The 15,838-nt window shown below is 55.1% G+C and carries 15 protein-coding genes; 4 read left to right on the top strand and 11 right to left on the bottom strand.

The features are described 5' to 3' along the window. Positions 1–14: 14 nt before the first annotated feature. The 8 genes from IT971_RS11515 to IT971_RS11480 form a co-directional block, all read right to left on the bottom strand. Complete coding sequence (locus IT971_RS11515) at positions 15–1,157, bottom strand: FAD-binding oxidoreductase (RefSeq protein WP_063091883.1); 1,143 nt, start codon at positions 1,155–1,157, stop codon at positions 15–17. Continuing rightward, positions 1,154–2,197, bottom strand: coding sequence for a histone deacetylase family protein (locus tag IT971_RS11510; protein ID WP_110252363.1), 1,044 nt, complete (start codon positions 2,195–2,197; stop codon positions 1,154–1,156). The genes IT971_RS11515 and IT971_RS11510 overlap by 4 nt, the downstream gene beginning before the upstream one ends. 55 nt (positions 2,198–2,252) lie before the next feature. Further along, a complete protein-coding gene (locus IT971_RS11505) occupies positions 2,253–3,182 on the bottom strand; it encodes a 3-keto-5-aminohexanoate cleavage protein (protein WP_063091884.1) in 930 nt (309 codons plus the stop codon). Then, positions 3,179–4,555, bottom strand: a complete 1,377-nt coding sequence (locus tag IT971_RS11500; protein ID WP_063092019.1) for an aspartate aminotransferase family protein — start codon at positions 4,553–4,555, stop codon at positions 3,179–3,181. Before IT971_RS11500 ends, IT971_RS11505 begins: the two co-directional genes overlap by 4 nt. Positions 4,556–4,578: 23 nt before the next feature. Next, entirely contained in the window at positions 4,579–5,679 is a 1,101-nt protein-coding gene (locus IT971_RS11495; RefSeq protein ID WP_063091885.1) for an ABC transporter ATP-binding protein, read from the bottom strand. A 90-nt stretch (positions 5,680–5,769) separates the two neighbouring features. After that, complete coding sequence (locus tag IT971_RS11490; protein WP_007089356.1) at positions 5,770–6,924, bottom strand: PotD/PotF family extracellular solute-binding protein; 1,155 nt, start codon at positions 6,922–6,924, stop codon at positions 5,770–5,772. Positions 6,925–7,033: 109 nt separating this feature from the next. Beyond that, positions 7,034–7,843, bottom strand: a complete 810-nt coding sequence (locus IT971_RS11485; protein WP_037991397.1) for an ABC transporter permease — start codon at positions 7,841–7,843, stop codon at positions 7,034–7,036. A gap of 9 nt (positions 7,844–7,852) precedes the next feature. Further along, positions 7,853–8,725: an ABC transporter permease gene (locus IT971_RS11480; protein ID WP_063091886.1), complete on the bottom strand. Its 873-nt coding sequence runs from the start codon at positions 8,723–8,725 to the stop codon at positions 7,853–7,855. Between the two features lie 152 nt (positions 8,726–8,877). Here IT971_RS11480 and IT971_RS11475 point away from each other — a divergent pair, with 152 nt between their 5' ends. Together IT971_RS11475 and moaD are read left to right on the top strand one after the other, a co-directional pair. After that, entirely contained in the window at positions 8,878–9,822 is a 945-nt protein-coding gene (locus tag IT971_RS11475) for a LysR family transcriptional regulator (RefSeq protein ID WP_223305116.1), read from the top strand. Positions 9,823–9,906: 84 nt separating this feature from the next. After that, on the top strand, positions 9,907–10,158 hold the full coding sequence (gene moaD, locus IT971_RS11470) for a molybdopterin converting factor subunit 1 (RefSeq protein ID WP_037991388.1): 252 nt from the start codon (positions 9,907–9,909) through the stop codon (positions 10,156–10,158). A 60-nt stretch (positions 10,159–10,218) separates the two neighbouring features. On the opposite strand, the gene choV is transcribed toward moaD, so the two are convergent. The 3 genes from choV to IT971_RS11455 form a co-directional block, all read right to left on the bottom strand. Next, positions 10,219–11,415 (bottom strand): choline ABC transporter ATP-binding protein, encoded by a 1,197-nt coding sequence (gene choV, locus IT971_RS11465; RefSeq protein ID WP_063091888.1) that lies wholly within the window; start codon positions 11,413–11,415, stop codon positions 10,219–10,221. 2 nt (positions 11,416–11,417) lie between these two features. Continuing rightward, positions 11,418–12,266, bottom strand: a complete 849-nt coding sequence (choW, locus tag IT971_RS11460; protein WP_063091889.1) for a choline ABC transporter permease subunit — start codon at positions 12,264–12,266, stop codon at positions 11,418–11,420. Between the two features lie 92 nt (positions 12,267–12,358). Then, on the bottom strand, positions 12,359–13,318 hold the full coding sequence (locus tag IT971_RS11455; protein WP_063091890.1) for a choline ABC transporter substrate-binding protein: 960 nt from the start codon (positions 13,316–13,318) through the stop codon (positions 12,359–12,361). 378 nt (positions 13,319–13,696) lie between these two features. Here IT971_RS11455 and betI point away from each other — a divergent pair, with 378 nt between their 5' ends. Continuing rightward, on the top strand, positions 13,697–14,287 hold the full coding sequence (gene betI, locus IT971_RS22405; RefSeq protein ID WP_007089364.1) for a transcriptional regulator BetI: 591 nt from the start codon (positions 13,697–13,699) through the stop codon (positions 14,285–14,287). Positions 14,288–14,350: 63 nt separating this feature from the next. Continuing rightward, complete coding sequence (gene betB, locus IT971_RS11450) at positions 14,351–15,808, top strand: betaine-aldehyde dehydrogenase (RefSeq protein WP_063091891.1); 1,458 nt, start codon at positions 14,351–14,353, stop codon at positions 15,806–15,808. The last annotated feature ends 30 nt before the right edge of the window (positions 15,809–15,838 follow it).

The following is a 15,838-nucleotide window of genomic DNA, read 5'->3' as shown; positions in this document are numbered from 1 at the left end:
TTTCCGTTCAATCCTTAAGCGGTTTGGCCAAGGCCGGGACGGGTGGCGGCAAGGGCATCTTCGGTCACGCCAAGTTTCACCATCCGGTCCGGCACGCCATCGCCGCAAATCAGGCTGGCGGCATATTCGCCCATGGCTGGGGCGGTTTGAATGCCATAGCCGCCCTGACCGGCAAGCCAGTAAAAGCCATCCGCAACCGGGTCGAATGCCGATACCGGATCGCCATCGGCAAAGAAGCTGCGCAGGCCAGCCCAAGCTTCGCCGGGGCGATTGACCTTAAGCGTGGTTGCCGTCATCAGGCGGTCAATCGTGATGGCGATATCGAGTTCTTCGGGCTGGACATCATGGGGAACCGTCGGCGTCGCATCGGACGGCGACACCAGCAGGCGACCAGCATCTTCCTTGAAATACAGGCCTTCGCCGACATCAGATACCATGTGCCAGCCATGCGCATTGACATCAGATGGCAGATCAACCATCACCGCCGTGCGGCGTTTGGGGGTAATGCCCAGCGGGGTAACGCCCGCCAGTTTTGCGATTTCATCGGCCCATGCACCGGATGCGTTAACGAGGATTTGCGCCTCATAGGTTTCGCCGCCTGCCGTGACCTGCCAACCGGTTGCGGTTTTTGCAATTGCGGTGACATCGGCCTTGACCACCAGATCACCGCCAAGCTTTTTGAAATGGCGGATAAAGCCCCAATGCAGCGCATGAACATCAATATCCATCGCATCGGTTTCAAGGGCGCCACACGCGATCAGATCGGTATTAAGGATCGGGATCAGTTTTTTGATATCATCGGCTGTCAGGGCGACAACATTCGCGCCATTCGCGCGGCCTTCGGTAAGCAGTTCGTCAATCGCGCCTTCATTGCCGTGGGCGGCGGTCAGGATCACACCACGCGGAGTCAGGATCGGATTTTCGGTGAAACCTACGGGCGGGTTCAGGAAAAAGTCCCGGCTGGCGGTCGACATCTTGCGGATGATTTTCGGGCCATAGGTTTCGCTATAGAGTGCGGCGGACCGGCCGGTGCTGTGATAGCCGGGCTGATCTTCGCGTTCGAGAACCGTGACGGATTTTCCACGTTTGGCGAGAAAATAGGCTGCTGACATGCCGGCAATACCGCCGCCAATGATCAGGATATCGGATGTTTTCATTCGGGGCTCCCTGCGGTGGTGGCGTGAAAGGCGCTGATAAACTGAAAAAGGTTTTCAGCCAGTGTGTTACTGACATAACCACCTTCCTGCACTAGCACGGTTGGCAGATTGATGCCGCCAATTTTTTCGCCGATTTTGGCAAATCCGCCGGGTGTGACAGCCAGTCCGCCAAACGGATCATCCGATGATGCATCCAGACCCAGTGCGATGACAACCGCATCGGCGCTGAAATGATCGATCATGGCAAGCGCACGATCAAGGGCGGCCAGAAATGCGTCATCGCCGCTGCCAAGGGGCAGGGGATAATTGTGGTTGAAACCAAGCCCGGCATCACGGCCGCGTTCTTCGGCATGGCCCCAGAAAAACGGATAGAAATCGCGTGGATCGGCATGGATAGACAGCGTCATGACATCATCACGGGCATAGAAAATATGCTGTGTGCCGTTGCCATGATGCAGATCGACATCAAGGATCGCAACGCGGTCGTATTTGGCACGCAGTTCCTGTGCGGCAATCGCGCTGTTGTTCAGGTAACAGAAACCACCGGCGATATCGCGGCTGGCATGGTGGCCGGGGGGACGGCAAAGGGCATAGGCCGATCTGGCATTGCCATCGCGGACCTGGCGCGTGGCGGCAATGGCGGTTTGCGCACTGGCATAGGCCGATTGCCATGTGGTTGCCGATATCGGGCAGGATGTATCGCCCATATGAAAACCGGCCTTGCCCGCCGGTGATCTTGGATAGGGGCCAAGCCGGTCAAACGGATGAATACCGGGCACCACCAGATCAGACCCACCAACAGCCTTCCATTCGGCATGGATGGTTTGCAGGAATTTCAGATATTCCGGCGCATGAATGGCGGCAATCGGACCCATGCCGAAATCATCGGGGGTGCGCAAATCAAGGCCAAGCCGTTTGACGGCAGTGGTCAGTATTTCCGCCCGTTCGGGGACTTCGGGGATTGGCCGTGCTTCGCCCGCGACCATGAATGTCTGGCCGTGATGGCGAAGCTGATCGGCTGAGAAATAGGCATGCATCATGGGCGCCGCCTTTCGTTGGCTTTGCGTCGTGGTGTTGGTGGCAGTTTGTTGTTTCCTAAAAGGCGACCTGATTGGCACCTTTCAGACCCAGCATGGCGCGGGCTTCGTCCGGTGTTGCGATTTCAAGCGATAACCCGTCCAGAACGTCGCGGATTTTGCGAACTTGCGATGCGTTGTCCGGGGCGAGTTCGCCCTTGCGCAAATACAGATTATCTTCAAGACCGACCCGGACATGACCGCCCATGGTGGCCGACATGGTGGCAAGCGGCATCTGATGTCGCCCGGCACCCAGAACCGAAAACTGGTACTGATCGCCAAAAAGTTTGTCGGCGGTTCGTTTCAAATGGGCAAGATTGTCGGGATCGGCCCCGATACCACCCAGAACACCCAGAACGAACTGAATGAAAATCGGCCCTTTGATCAGGCCGCGATCAACAAAATGGGCCAGCGTATAAAGATGCCCGACGTCATAACATTCAAATTCAAACCTTGTGCCATTGGCATCGCCGAGATCTGCCAGAATGGTTTCGATATCGGCAAAGGTATTTTTGAAAACGAAATCACGACTGTCTTCGAGAAATTTCGGTTCCCAGTCATGTTGCCAGTCGCTGCGCCCGGCAAGGGCGGGGAACAGGCCGAAATTCATCGTCCCCATATTCAATGACGCCATTTCGGGTGCTGCCTGCTTTGCCGCACGAATACGGTCCTTGACCGTCATGGTCATGCCGCCGCCGGTCGAAATATTGATCACCGCATCGGTGGCCGATTTGATGCGCGGCAGGAATTGGTTGAAAATTGCGGGTTCCGGGCTTGGAAAGCCGGTTTCGGGATCGCGTGCATGCAGATGCAGGATGGCAGCCCCGGCATTTGCCGCCGCAATCGCCTGATCGGCAATCTGGTCGGGGGTGATTGGCAGGTGCGGGCTCATGGAAGGGGTGTGAACCGATCCGGTGATGGCGCAGGTGATGATGACTTTCCGGCTCATGCGAAGGCTCCGGCAAGGGTGAGTTCGTCCTGAAGCTCGCCAAGGGCGGCGCGCAACGGAATGAGGATGTCGTCAAACTGATCGTGTGTGATCGTCATGGGCGGGCAGACCATCACGTGATCGCCGCGATAACCGCCGCGGGTGCGACGCCAGTAAATGATCAGGCCCTTGTCATAGGCAATATCAACAAGGCGGGCAGCCGCAAGATGTTTAGGATCAATCGGTTCCATGGTTTCGCGGTCTTTGACCAGTTCGACCGCAAGAAGCAACCCAAGTCCGCGCACATCGCCGATGATCGGAAATTTATCGGCAAGTTTGCCAAGTTCGGCCTTTAATGCCGCCCCGCTTTGGGTCGCATTTTCCAGAAGGTTGTCTTCATCAATCACATCAAGGACCGCATTGCCCGCTGCACAGGCCATCGGATTGCCGGCATAGGTGTAACCATGGATAAAGCCACCATGATCAAGAACCGGGCCGACAATACGATCAGGCGCAATCATCGCCCCCAGCGGGGCATAACCCGCCGCCAGTCCCTTTGATACGGCCAGAATATCAGGCGTGATGCCCCAATGTTCGGCGGCAAAATATTTTCCGGTGCGTCCGGCACCTGTCATGACCTCGTCATAGATCAGAAGAATGCCGTATTGATCGCAGATCTCGCGAATGCGGGCATAGTAGCTGTCAGGCGCAACCAGTGCGCCGGTCGCAGCCCCGCCAACCGGTTCCATGATGAAACCAAGAACGGTTTCAGGGCCCTGTTTGAGTATTTCTGCCTCAAGCATGTTGGCGTATTTCAGGCCGCGTTCATGATCACTCAGATCATCGCGATCCAGATAGCAGGTCGGGGCCGGAATTTTGGGTTGGTCCACCATCATCGGGGCAAAGGGCGCATGCATCGGCGTATAGCCGGTGATGGCAAGCGCACCAAGGGTCGATCCATGATAGCTGGGGAAACGCGAAATGATCTTGGTCCGCTGGGCTTGCCCCTTTGCCAGGGCATATTGACGGGCAAGCTTGATGCAGCTTTCGACGGCTTCTGACCCGCCAGAGACAAAAAATACCCGTTCAAGATCGCCCGGTGCGCGTTCGGCAAGGCGGAATGCCAGATTTTCGGCCGCATCATTTTCAAAATGCAGGCGATAGGCGAAGCTGGCCTTTTCAAGCTGCGCATTCATCGCGGCAATCACGCGCGGGTCGCTATGGCCGATATTGCTGACCATCGCACCGCTGGAGGCGTCGATATAGCGTTTGCCATCGACATCCCACATATAGACGCCCTTGGCATGGTCGATCAGCGGCCGACGCGAACGGCTTTGATAAAACAGGCGGGATTCCCGGTTATGGCCGGTTTTGTTGGGGGTATCATGCGTCACTTCGGGTGGCACTCCAGATCCGGTCAGTCGTGATGACCGGGCAACAACACACAATTTCGGGCGGCAATGTGCATGAACACATCGGCACCTTCGTGATGGGGGCGGGCATCAATCGGGTTGATCACCTGCCAGTCACGACCATTGGCCGTGACGAAATAGCGGGCCTGCTGCCCCAGATAATCCACCGTTTTGATCCTGCCGGGGATGGCGATCACACCGTCCGTCGCACCGTTCTGATCTGACAGGCTGATTTTTTCAGCGCGGATAACGGCGCGGACGTCTTTTGAACCATTGGTTTTGGCGGTTTGTTCGGATGTGGTCAGCAATGTTTCACCACTTTGCAGGGCAACCTTGGTAAAGGCCGCATCCGGTGCGCCAACAAGGGCAGCAGGAATGATATTGGAATGACCAAGGAAATCGGCAACAAAGGCCGATGCGGGATTGTTATAGACGTCTTCAGGCGCGCCTTCCTGTTCGACGACACCGTTATTCATCACCACCAATTTATCGGACATGGCAAGGGCTTCGGATTGATCGTGGGTGACGAAAACGGTGGCAATACCCAGTTCGCGCTGAATACGTTTCAGTTCGACCCGCATTTCTTCACGCAGATTGGCATCAAGGGCAGATAGCGGTTCATCAAGTAACAGCACATCGGGTTCGATCACGATGGCGCGCGCAAGGGCAATGCGCTGCTGCTGCCCGCCGGAAAGCTGGTTGGGATACCGGTCGGCAACATGGGGCAGTTGCACCAGATCAAGGGCACGATTGACCTTTTCCCGGATGTCAGATTTGGACACCTTGCGATATTTCAGGCCAAAGGCGATATTGTCGTAAATCGATTTGTGCGGAAACAGGGCGTAGTTCTGAAACACCAGTCCCAGATTGCGTTTGTGGATCGGCAGGGCATTGACCCGTTTGCCACGGATCAGCAAATCGCCTTCGGTAATGTCGGTCAGCCCGGCAATCATGCGAAGTGTCGTGGTCTTGCCGCAGCCCGATGGACCCAGAAAGGTCACGAAGCTGTTGTCAGGCACGGTCAGATCCATGCGTTGCACGGCGGTAAATTCGCCGTAACGCTTGACGACATTTTGCAGTTCGACCGCATTTTCGATGTCAGCCATCACAAATAACCCTGTCAGAAAAAGGCGGTGGTGCCCCGGCCATTATTTAAAAACAACGACCGGGGTTCCGGTTTATGCGATCAGTCCGGCTTAGTAGCCGCGCTGAACCCGCGAGAAGGTTTTCGACCAGTCGGCTTCGTTTTCGTTCCAATAGGCCGGATCAAAGAAGCTGAGTTCCTTGAGCGTGCCGGATGGATCAAACGCGGGCAGGGTTGGGATGACTTTGCCGAGTTCGACTTTCTGCGGATCAAGAGCAGGCGGGTAACTTTGGCCTTCGGCAACCGCAATCGCGACTTCGGGTTCGAGCATGAAGTTCAGAAGTTCTTCACAGGCTGCCATCGGGCTTCCGCGCAGAACGAACAGGCATTCCTGCCAGCCAAGACCGCCTTTCGGGTCGTGATAGCCGATATCGTGGCCCTGATCCTGCAATGCCTTGATGCGCCCGGACCAGCCTTCGGTGACATAGATTTCTTCTTCGGCCAGAAGGCTCATCAGTTCGGCCCCTGAGCTCCAGTATTTCAGGGCCAGATCGCGATGGGCACGGATCATGTCCCAGACGGCGTCGATATCCTTGATCGCATTCGGGTCCTGATCGGATTGCAGGGCACCGTACCAGACGCGGGTTTTCCATTCGCCCCAGCCGCCGATCTTGCCTTTGTAAGCTTCATCGACCATCAGCTTGGCACCTTTGGCCTTGGCTTCATCGTCGCTGATATATTTGCGGTTATAGGCAATGCCGGTGGTGCCGTAATCATAGGGAACCGCCGAAATGGTACCGCCGGTGATTTTGCGCAGCGGTTCGATCAGGCCGGGAATGACGTTTTTGAGGTTCGGAATATTGGCTTCGTTCAGCTCGGACGTCAGTTCCAGACCATGATATCGGGCATAGTCAAACACACCCGACAGGTGGGCAAGGTTAAACTCGCCCGGCTGGCCCGCCTTGACGCGGGCGATATATTCGTCCGCACCGCCAAAGGTGCCCGATACGACCTTGATCCCGGTTTTTTCGGTATAGGGGGCAAATGCGTATTTTTCAAATGCCTCGGATACCACACCGCCCCAGCCGTCAAAGCGGACCTGTTCTGGTGTTGCGGCAATGGCGTTGCGGGTCAGCATGCCCATCGGGCCACCGGTGATCCCGGCGGTGACACCCGCAGCCCCCAGAACGGTTAGAAAAGTGCGACGGTTGATATCACCGTCTTTGAGGCGGGTTAGCAGGCGTTCATAGCGTTTCGTCTCGTCCATTTAAGGCCTCCTGATAAAGGTTTTTATCCGTTTTCTTGTCGGTCTTATGGTCTTCTTTTTTATGGTCTTGTTGTTGGTTTTGGCGGTTTCCCGCGGTATCTGTTGTTTGTTAGGCAGCGGCTTTTTGTGCCCGTATTTTTCGCGCTGATGCGATGCGTGCAATGGCGGTGGCAATCAATGGCAGCGCGATGGTGAAGATCACCATCACAGCGCCCAGTGCATTGATTTCCGGGCTGATGGAATTGCGCAGCATGGCAAAAATCTGGGTTGGGACGGTTTCAACCCCGCCTGGTTTCCAGAACAGGGTGCCGGTAATGTCGTCAAACGAAATGGTGAATGAAAACAGCATCCCGGCCATGACAGCCGGCATCATCAGCGGCAGGGTGATTTCAAAGAAAGTCTGGATCGGAGTTGCGCCAAGGCTCATGGCGGCTTCTTCGACGTCGCGCCGGATCGATACAAGGCGCGCCTGAACCACCAGAACCACAAAGGGCAGGGTGAAAACGACATGCCCCATCAGAAGCAGGCCAAAGCTTTTGGGCATGGAGAGGAATTGCAAAAACAGCAAAAGAGCCACAGCCAGGACGACCTCGGGGATCAGGATTGGAGCAACCAGAAGCGTTGATATTGAACGCTTCCCCGGAAAATCGTACCTGACCATGGCAAGTGCCGCGAGCGTGCCAAACGTCGTTGAAATTGCACTGGTCAGCGCGCCCAGCAACAGAGATGTTTTGAATGCACGGATAATGGCATCGTTGTTCCACAATGCTTCGAACCAGCGTGTTGAAAAGCCCTCGATCGGGAAACTGCCGAACTGGTTGGCGTTGAATGCCAACAGGATGACGACCGCGACCGGCGCGAACAGAAACAGATAAACAAGGATTGTGGCGATACGGATCAGGGACCAGCCGGACATCATTACATTCCCCTATTTGAAGCTTTTGGCGATCTGATCGACGCCAAGATAACGGGTGTAAATGACAACCAGCGCACCCAGCAGGGCCAGCAGAACAAGCGAAAGGGCGGAGCCCAGAGGCCAGTTAAGCTGTGTGACGATGGCCTCGAACACGAGATTGGCAAACATCGCGTCGCGTGGCCCGCCCAGAACGATCGGGGTGATATAGGTGCCTGCGGCCAGAACAAAACATAACAGCGATCCGGCGGCGAGACCGGGGAAGGACAGCGGCAGGGTGACTTCGCGGAAGGCCTGCCAGCCGGTGCAGCCAAGGCTTTTGGCTGCTTCAGTCAGGTTCTTGTCGATACCATCCAGGCTGACATAGACATTCAGGATCATGAAGGGCAGCAGATAGTGCACAAGGCCCAGAATAACTGTCGTCTGGTTATAGAGCATCTGGATCGGTTCATCGATGATGCCAAGCGAGATCATCAATGTGTTGAGCGCGCCCGACGTGCCAAGGATGTTGATCCACGACATGGTGCGGATGATGTAGCTGATCCAGAAGGGCAGCATCAGCATCAACAGCAGGAAAGTCTTCGATTTCATCGGGGTGTTGGCAACGAAATAGGCCGGGATATAGCCGACCAGCGCACAGATCACCGTGGTGTAAAAGGCAATGGCAAAGGTCTGAAACAGGATGTCGCGGTAAAACCTGTCGCCAAGGACTTCGACCCAGTTATCAAGATAAAATCCGACCTGATCAGCACCGGTCGCGGTGCGCAGCCAGAATGAATAAACCACGATGAACATCATCGGGATGATCAATAACAGCGATATCGTCGCCAGTGACGGCGATAGCAGGACCCAGGGCGTTCTGCGTGCCCCGGCTACATCTGCGGCCATTTTTGCCTCCCGTTATTGTGCTATGGCAATTGCTTGCCATGCGCGGTTATCTGGCCGTGAATGAATATGTCTGCTCATTTCACCCCAGACTTGCGCATAGCGCAAATAGATAAGTAGAATGGATTACATAGCCAATCGCTATGGGTGGGGAAATGAGCGACCTTTTAAAACGGCAATTCGACTGGAACCTGTTGCATACCTTTACGGTGATTGTCGAAGAAAGGTCGATCACAGGGGCGGCCAACCGGCTGCTTTTGCGCCAGCCCAGTGTCAGCAATGCGCTTAAACGGCTTGAAGATCAGATCGGCGCGCGCCTGATTGACCGGGAACGCGGCCGGTTTGAGGTCACCGAACAGGGATTGGCGCTTTATCACGAATGCCGCGAGATTTGCGGGGCGATTGGCCGACTTTCCGATGTGATGTCGGACAGTGGCAATCAGCTTAGCGGGCATTTGCATTTGTGGCTGGCAAGTCATGTGGTGTTTCCGCCGCTTGACGATGCGTTGTTTGAATTCAATCGCGAACATCCCGAAGTCACCTATGAAATCAACGTCGCGACATCCGCCCATGTCACAAGTCAGGTCCTGTCCCAGCAGGCAAGTTTCGGCATTTGTCTGGTGAATGAGCAGCATCCCCGGCTGGAATATCGCAAACTGTATCGCGAGCATTTCGGGTTCTTTTGCGGGCCGACACATCATTTGTTTGGCCGGGAAAACCTGACACTTGCCGATTTGCGCAGCGAGGCATTCGTGTCGTTTTCCACCGATCAGCTTTCCGATGCGCTGGCCCCGGTTGCGGTATTGCGCGCGCGCGAAGGCATGAAAGGCAAGGTGATCGCCACCAGCCCGCATCTGGAAGAAGTACGCCGCCTGATCAATGCCGGGCTTGGTATTGGTCCGTTGCCGATCCATGTGGTGCAAAACGCGATGGAACGCGGGCAGTTATGGCGCCTGCCACCCTATGATGCGCCGCCGGCAATTGATATCTATCTGGTGACCAATCCGCGCATGTCGCTTGGCCGGGCGGAGCGGTTTTTCATCGATAATCTGACCGGGCGGCTTGGCAATGCGCCGGGTGGTTATTTTGTTTATCCGTAAACAGGATGTGATCGGGGCTTGCGGATTGCGGGTGTTTGCGCAAGCATGTGGCCAAACACGGATTTCAAGCAAACGGGATAGAAGATGAAGCTGGTTTATTTTTCCTGGGTCAAAGACCGTATCGGCATGGCCGAGGAAGAGGTTGAACTGCCGGAAAATGTGAAAACCGTTGCCGACCTTCTGGCATGGATGCCGGGCAGGGGGGCGAATTTCGCTGATGCGCTGGCTGATCCGGCGATCATCCGGGTTGCGGTTGATCAGGAATATGCGCAAGGCGAACGTGATGTTCGTGGTGCCAGCGAAATCGCGCTGTTTCCGCCGGTAACCGGTGGATAAAAGACGAAATTGAAATGGTATTTAAAAGGCGCCCGGTTTGCGGGGCGCCTTTTTTGATGATCAGTCTGCGACGGTTGCTGTCTGCGTCAGGCTTTCAAAGAATTCCTTGCGGCCCAATGTGCCGGAAATGCGTCCCTCGCGGGTCAGAAGCACCGGATTCTGGGTGATGCTGCGCATTTCGATCAGGTCTTTGAGAAGTACGGTATCATCGGCAACGAAGATGACCGAATTGTCGGTCCCGTCCAGATCGTCCGGCAGGTTGCCGTCATACTGGATCAGCTTCAACTCGCCATGTTCGCCGCTATTGGCGGCACGAATGATGCCGTCCTGAAGCGTGATGCGGATATCTTCGTCTTCGACGGAAAGTTCGCCGGTCGTGTTGCGCTGATCGCGGTCAATGCGGTGCATGATGGCGCGACCGCGCAGGATATTGACCGGGTTCATATGGGCAACAAAATCGGCGACATATTCATTGGCGGGACGCAGGGCGATGTCTTCGGGCGTGCCATGCTGTACGACATAGCCACCTTCCATGATGGCAATTGAATTGCCAAGCTTCATGGCTTCGTCCAGATCATGACTGACAAACAGGATGGTTTTATTAAGCTTTTCCTGAAGATCAAGAAGCTCGTCCTGCAGGCGGTTACGGATCAGCGGATCAAGGGCCGAAAACGGTTCATCCATCAAAAGGATCGGTGCATCGGTGGCAAAGGCACGGGCAAGGCCGACACGCTGCTGCATGCCGCCTGAAAGTTCATGGGCATATTTTCCCGCCCACTGATCCAGCCCGACAAGGGCCAGCTTTTCCCGGACGATTTCACGGCGTTCCTTCAGACCCATGCCATCAAGCTCAAGACCAAATCCGACATTGTCTTCGACGGTGCGCCAAGGGAACAGGCCGAATTGCTGAAAGACCATGGCAACGCATTTACGACGCAGATCGCGTAGCGTATTGGCATCACAACTGGTGACATCGACCATCCAGTCTCCGTCATGTACCCGAAGCGATCCGCGTGAAACGCGGTTAAGCCCGTTTACACAGCGCAGCAACGAGGATTTACCCGAGCCCGAAAGCCCCATCAGAACGCAGATTTCACCCTGCGGGACATCAAAGCTGACATTGGCAACACCAAGGATATTGCCGGTTTCCTTGGCTATTTCGTCACGGTTTTTACCGGCGTCGAGGAGGGCAAGTGATTCAGCCTGCTTATCCCCGAAAATGACGTCGATATTATCAAATTCAACAGCATTGCTCATGATTACTGCCCCGTATTTTCTGATTTGTCGCGGCGGCAGATGCGGTCCAGCACAATGGCCAGGATCACAATTGCAAGGCCGGCCTCGAAGCCTTGGGCGATATTGACCGTGTTAAGGGCGCGAACAACCGGTTTGCCAAGTCCATCTGCCCCGACAAGAGCGGCAATCACCACCATGGACAGCGACAGCATGATGCATTGGGTAAGGCCCGCCATGATCGATGGCATGGCAGATGGCAGTTCGACCTTGAAAAGCAATTGCCGCGGCGTGCAGCCAAAGCTTCTACCAGCTTCAATCAGTGCCTTTGGCGTGCTGGCGATGCCAAGATGCGTCAGGCGGATCGGGGCGGCAATGGCAAAGATCACGGTCGAAATCAGTCCCGGAACCACACCAAGACCAAACAGGATCAGGGTCGGGATCAGATAGACAAAGGTCGGTATCGTCTGCATCAGGTCAAGAACCGGACGCAATGCCTGATAAAGCCATGGGCGATGTGCCGATGCTACGCCAAGCGGTACCCCGATCACCATACATAACAGCGTCGCATAGATCACAAGTGCGAGCGTTTCCATGGTGGCTTCCCAATAGCCAAGATTGACGATCAGAAGCAGGGAAAGAACCGTGAAGGCCGTCAGTTTCCATGATCTGTGCAGCCATGCAGCCAGCACGCCAAATAGCGCGATAATCAGAAACGGCGGTAACCAGACCAGCAGATCGACCGTGTTTTCGATAATGAATTCAAGAACGTCCGAGATGGTGTAAAACACGAAGTCGGCATGCTCGTTAAGCGCATCCATAAGGGATGCAATCCACCGTCCCAGCGGAATTTTAGTTTCCGTGAGCCATTCCATTGGATTTTTCCATTATTTGAACAAAGAAAATGTGCCGATACGCTGCCTGTGATGGGGGCAACGTACCGGCATTATGTATTTGAAGCTGGACCCTAGAGACCGAGTTCATCTTTAAGCGCTGCCTTGGCATCGCCACCGTCAAAGGTGGTGACACCGTCAAGCCAGGCCATCGCGGCATCCGGATTGGCTTTAAGCCATGCGGTTGCGGCATCTTCCGGATCGGTGCCTTCGTTCAGAATGGCATCCATGATCTGGTTTTCCATATCGAGGCTGAATTTCAGGTTGGTGACGAATTTACCGGCATTCGGGCATTCATCGGTGTAACCGGCACGCAGATTGGTATGAACCGTGGCACCACCGAAATTAGGACCAAATACGTCATCGCCACCATCAAGATAGGCCATGTCATATTTGGCATTCATCGGGTGCGGTTCCCAGCCAAGGAAAACGATGAATTTGTCACGTGCCGATTTGCGTTTGACTTCGGCCAGCATGCCCTGTTCGGAAGATTCAACAAGTTCAAAGTCCTTGAGGCCGAACTGGTCATTGTCGATCATGTCCTGGATCAGGCGGTTGCCATCATTGCCCGGCTCGATCCCGTAAATTTCACCATCAAGCTGATCCTTGAATTTGGCGATGTCGGCGAAATCCTTGAGGCCCGCATCATAAGCATTTTTCGAAACGGCCAGCGTATATTTAGCGCCTTCAAGGTTGGCACCGGTGCTGACGACGGTTTTCTTTTCCAGGTAAGGCGCAATGTCTGCTGCCATTGTCGGCATCCAGTTACCGAGGAAGACGTCCACGTCCCCGTTGGCAAGGCTGGTATAGGTGACAGGAACGGAAAGAAGTTCGGTTTCAGCGTCATAGCCAAGTGCTTCGAGAATAACCGATGCGGTTGCCGTGGTCGCGGTGATGTCGGTCCAGCCAACATCAGAAAATGTTACGGTTTTGCAAGCATCGCTATCAGCCGCCTGTGCACCGGCCGCCCCCAGAAGGGTGGTGGCAATGACAGTGGTGCCAAGAAGACGGCCAATGGTGGAACGTGTGGTCATGTTTATGGTTCTCCCTTGTGTGGACCTAGCGGTTACTGATGGTGGCAATATCGCCGCCATCAGACTTTCGGTTCCGGAGGCCAGACGCATGTTAAACGATGCGCATCTGGCACCGCCAACACCCGTCCAAAACCATGTGATCGGGTCCCCTGAACCCGGTCACATAGACCGGAATAATCATAAAAACAGCCATAAAGCCGCGCAACCAAGGCACTTTCCCTGTTAACGTCGCGCCACAAAAGACGGCGTTTTTTATTGATTGATTGTTCAATTAAAATACAGCATATTCCCCCGAGGTCAATTGCGAAGGGCGAAAAAGTCGCATTTGCGTCATCAAACAGGCCTAAGTCCTTCGGATCGCTTAGAATTGGATTAGTAATGCCCAAGGTTGGAATGCAGCCTGTACGCCGCAGGCAACTGATCGATGCCACGATCGAGACCATTCACCGCTTTGGTTTTGCCGATACCACGATCAGTCGGATTGCCGGGGCGGCGGGGATGTCGTCAGGAATTATTTCGCACTATTTCGGCGGTAAGAATGCGCTTCTGGAAGCAACGATGCGTTTCCTGATGCAGGAATTGCGTAGCGATTTTCTGGGCCGCGTTGCCAAGGCGAAAACACCCCACGAACGTCTTGAAGCGATTGTTGATACCAACTTCAACGAAGAACAATTCACGCCGCAGGTGATTGGTGCGTGGTTGTCATTCTGGTCGCAGGTGCCGTTTTCCGATCCGCTGCGCCGATTGAATGCGGTTTATTTCAAGCGACTGGCATCGAATTTACGCCATGAGTTGCGCCGGCTGACAACCGATCAGCGGGCCGAAGAAATTGCGGCGGTCACTGCTGCCATGATCGACGGCATCTGGGTGCGGTCCGGTTTGACACCGGGGCGCGCCAATGTCGCGGCGGCGCGGAAAATGGTGCTTGATACCATGCACCTGCATCTGGCGAGTTCGCCCGCGCGCTAGTCAAGAGACATACACTTAAAAAAAGGGCTGCCCGTTTCCGGTGTGGCCTGCAGGAGTTTCGACATGAGCCTTTATCAGATCCAGAACTTTATCAACGGCAAAAAAGTTGCCGGTTCGGGAGCGGAAATGGTCACGCTGAACCCCGCGACCAATAAGGTCCTTGCCAAGGGTAAGGAAAGCACCGCTGCCGATGTTGATGCCGCAGTGAAGGCCGCACGTGCCGGTTTTGAAATCTGGAAAAACACGCCCGCGGCTGAACGGGCGCGCGTTTTGTTCAAGGCGGCCCAAATCCTGCGGGACCGCAACGATGAATTGGCGCTGGTAGAAACCCGTGATACGGGCCGTGCCATTCAGGAAACTGAAATCGTGGATGTGATTTCCGGTGTCGAATGTCTTGAATATTTTGCCGGTGTGGCCGGAAGCCTATCGGGCGAGCATATCGATCTTGGCGGCAATTTTGCCTATACCCGGCGCGAGGCGGTTGGCGTTTGCGGTGCCATTGGTGCATGGAACTATCCGATCCAGATTGCCTGCTGGAAAGCCGCACCGGCATTGGCGTGCGGAAACGCGGTTGTTTACAAACCCTCCGAAGTCACCCCGCTTTCGGCGATTGCGGTGGCCGAGGCATTGCAGCAAGCAGGCCTTCCGGATGGTGTTTACAACGTCGTCCAAGGCGCGCGTACCTGTGGTGCGGCGCTGACTGAACATCCCGATGTTGATAAAATCTCATTGACCGGCTCTGCCGAAACCGGTGCCAAGGTTGCCGCGGTTGCAGCGGGCGGCATGAAGGCCGTTACCATGGAGCTTGGCGGCAAATCGCCGATGATCGTGTTTGAAGATGCCGATCTGGATAACGCGGTATCGGGCGCGCAGATGGCGAATTTTTATTCATCGGGGCAGATTTGTTCGAACGGTACGCGCGTTTTCGTCCATGAAAGCGTTGCCGAGGCGTTCATTGAAAAGCTGATTGTGCGGAGCAAAAACCTTGTTCTTGGTGATCCGGAAAAACCGGAAACCCAAGTCGGCCCGATCGTGACCAAGGCCCAGTTCGACAAGATCATGTCCTATATTGAAGCTGGCAAGGGCGAGGGCGCGAAATGCGTTCTGGGCGGTCATGCAGTTAGTGAAAATATGCCTAAAGGTGGGCTGTTCGTTGCCCCGACCATTTTTACCAACTGTACCGATGACATGACCATCGTGCACGAGGAAATCTTTGGGCCGGTGATGTCGGTCCTGACCTTCAAGGATGAGGATGAGGTCATTAAACGCGCCAATGATACCCAATATGGATTAGCCGCCGGCGTGTTTACCCGCGATCTCTCGCGCGGGCATCGGGTTGTTGCCCGTCTTGAGGCGGGGACCTGCTGGATCAATACCTACAATATCACGCCGATTGAAATGCCGTTTGGCGGGGTCAAGAAATCCGGGGTGGGTCGTGAAAATGGCCGCGCCGCGATTGAGCATTATACCCGGATTAAATCCGTCTATGTCGAAACCGGTGACGTCGAGGCGCCTTATTGATCATGGTTCCTGACTGTGAATGGCTGCCTG

It is taken from the genome of Thalassospira sp. B30-1, assembly GCF_015767575.1.
Lineage (GTDB): Bacteria > Pseudomonadota > Alphaproteobacteria > Rhodospirillales > Thalassospiraceae > Thalassospira > Thalassospira xiamenensis.
This window is presented reverse-complemented; position numbering and strand designations above follow the sequence as displayed.

Excerpts from the sequence above, each read along its gene's own strand:
- IT971_RS11515 (WP_063091883.1), bottom strand. The coding sequence starts at position 1,157 with ATGAAAACATCCGATATCCTGATCATTGGCGGCGGTATTGCCGGCATG.
- IT971_RS11510 (WP_110252363.1), bottom strand. The coding sequence starts at position 2,197 with ATGATGCATGCCTATTTCTCAGCCGATCAGCTTCGCCATCACGGCCAG.
- IT971_RS11505 (WP_063091884.1), bottom strand. The coding sequence starts at position 3,182 with ATGAGCCGGAAAGTCATCATCACCTGCGCCATCACCGGATCGGTTCAC.
- IT971_RS11495 (WP_063091885.1), bottom strand. The coding sequence starts at position 5,679 with ATGGCTGACATCGAAAATGCGGTCGAACTGCAAAATGTCGTCAAGCGT.
- IT971_RS11490 (WP_007089356.1), bottom strand. The coding sequence starts at position 6,924 with ATGGACGAGACGAAACGCTATGAACGCCTGCTAACCCGCCTCAAAGAC.
- IT971_RS11485 (WP_037991397.1), bottom strand. The coding sequence starts at position 7,843 with ATGATGTCCGGCTGGTCCCTGATCCGTATCGCCACAATCCTTGTTTAT.
- IT971_RS11480 (WP_063091886.1), bottom strand. The coding sequence starts at position 8,725 with ATGGCCGCAGATGTAGCCGGGGCACGCAGAACGCCCTGGGTCCTGCTA.
- IT971_RS11475 (WP_223305116.1), top strand. The coding sequence starts at position 8,878 with ATGAGCGACCTTTTAAAACGGCAATTCGACTGGAACCTGTTGCATACC.
- moaD (WP_037991388.1), top strand. The coding sequence starts at position 9,907 with ATGAAGCTGGTTTATTTTTCCTGGGTCAAAGACCGTATCGGCATGGCC.
- choV (WP_063091888.1), bottom strand. The coding sequence starts at position 11,415 with ATGAGCAATGCTGTTGAATTTGATAATATCGACGTCATTTTCGGGGAT.
- choW (WP_063091889.1), bottom strand. The coding sequence starts at position 12,266 with ATGGAATGGCTCACGGAAACTAAAATTCCGCTGGGACGGTGGATTGCA.
- IT971_RS11455 (WP_063091890.1), bottom strand. The coding sequence starts at position 13,318 with ATGACCACACGTTCCACCATTGGCCGTCTTCTTGGCACCACTGTCATT.
- betI (WP_007089364.1), top strand. The coding sequence starts at position 13,697 with ATGCCCAAGGTTGGAATGCAGCCTGTACGCCGCAGGCAACTGATCGAT.
- betB (WP_063091891.1), top strand. The coding sequence starts at position 14,351 with ATGAGCCTTTATCAGATCCAGAACTTTATCAACGGCAAAAAAGTTGCC.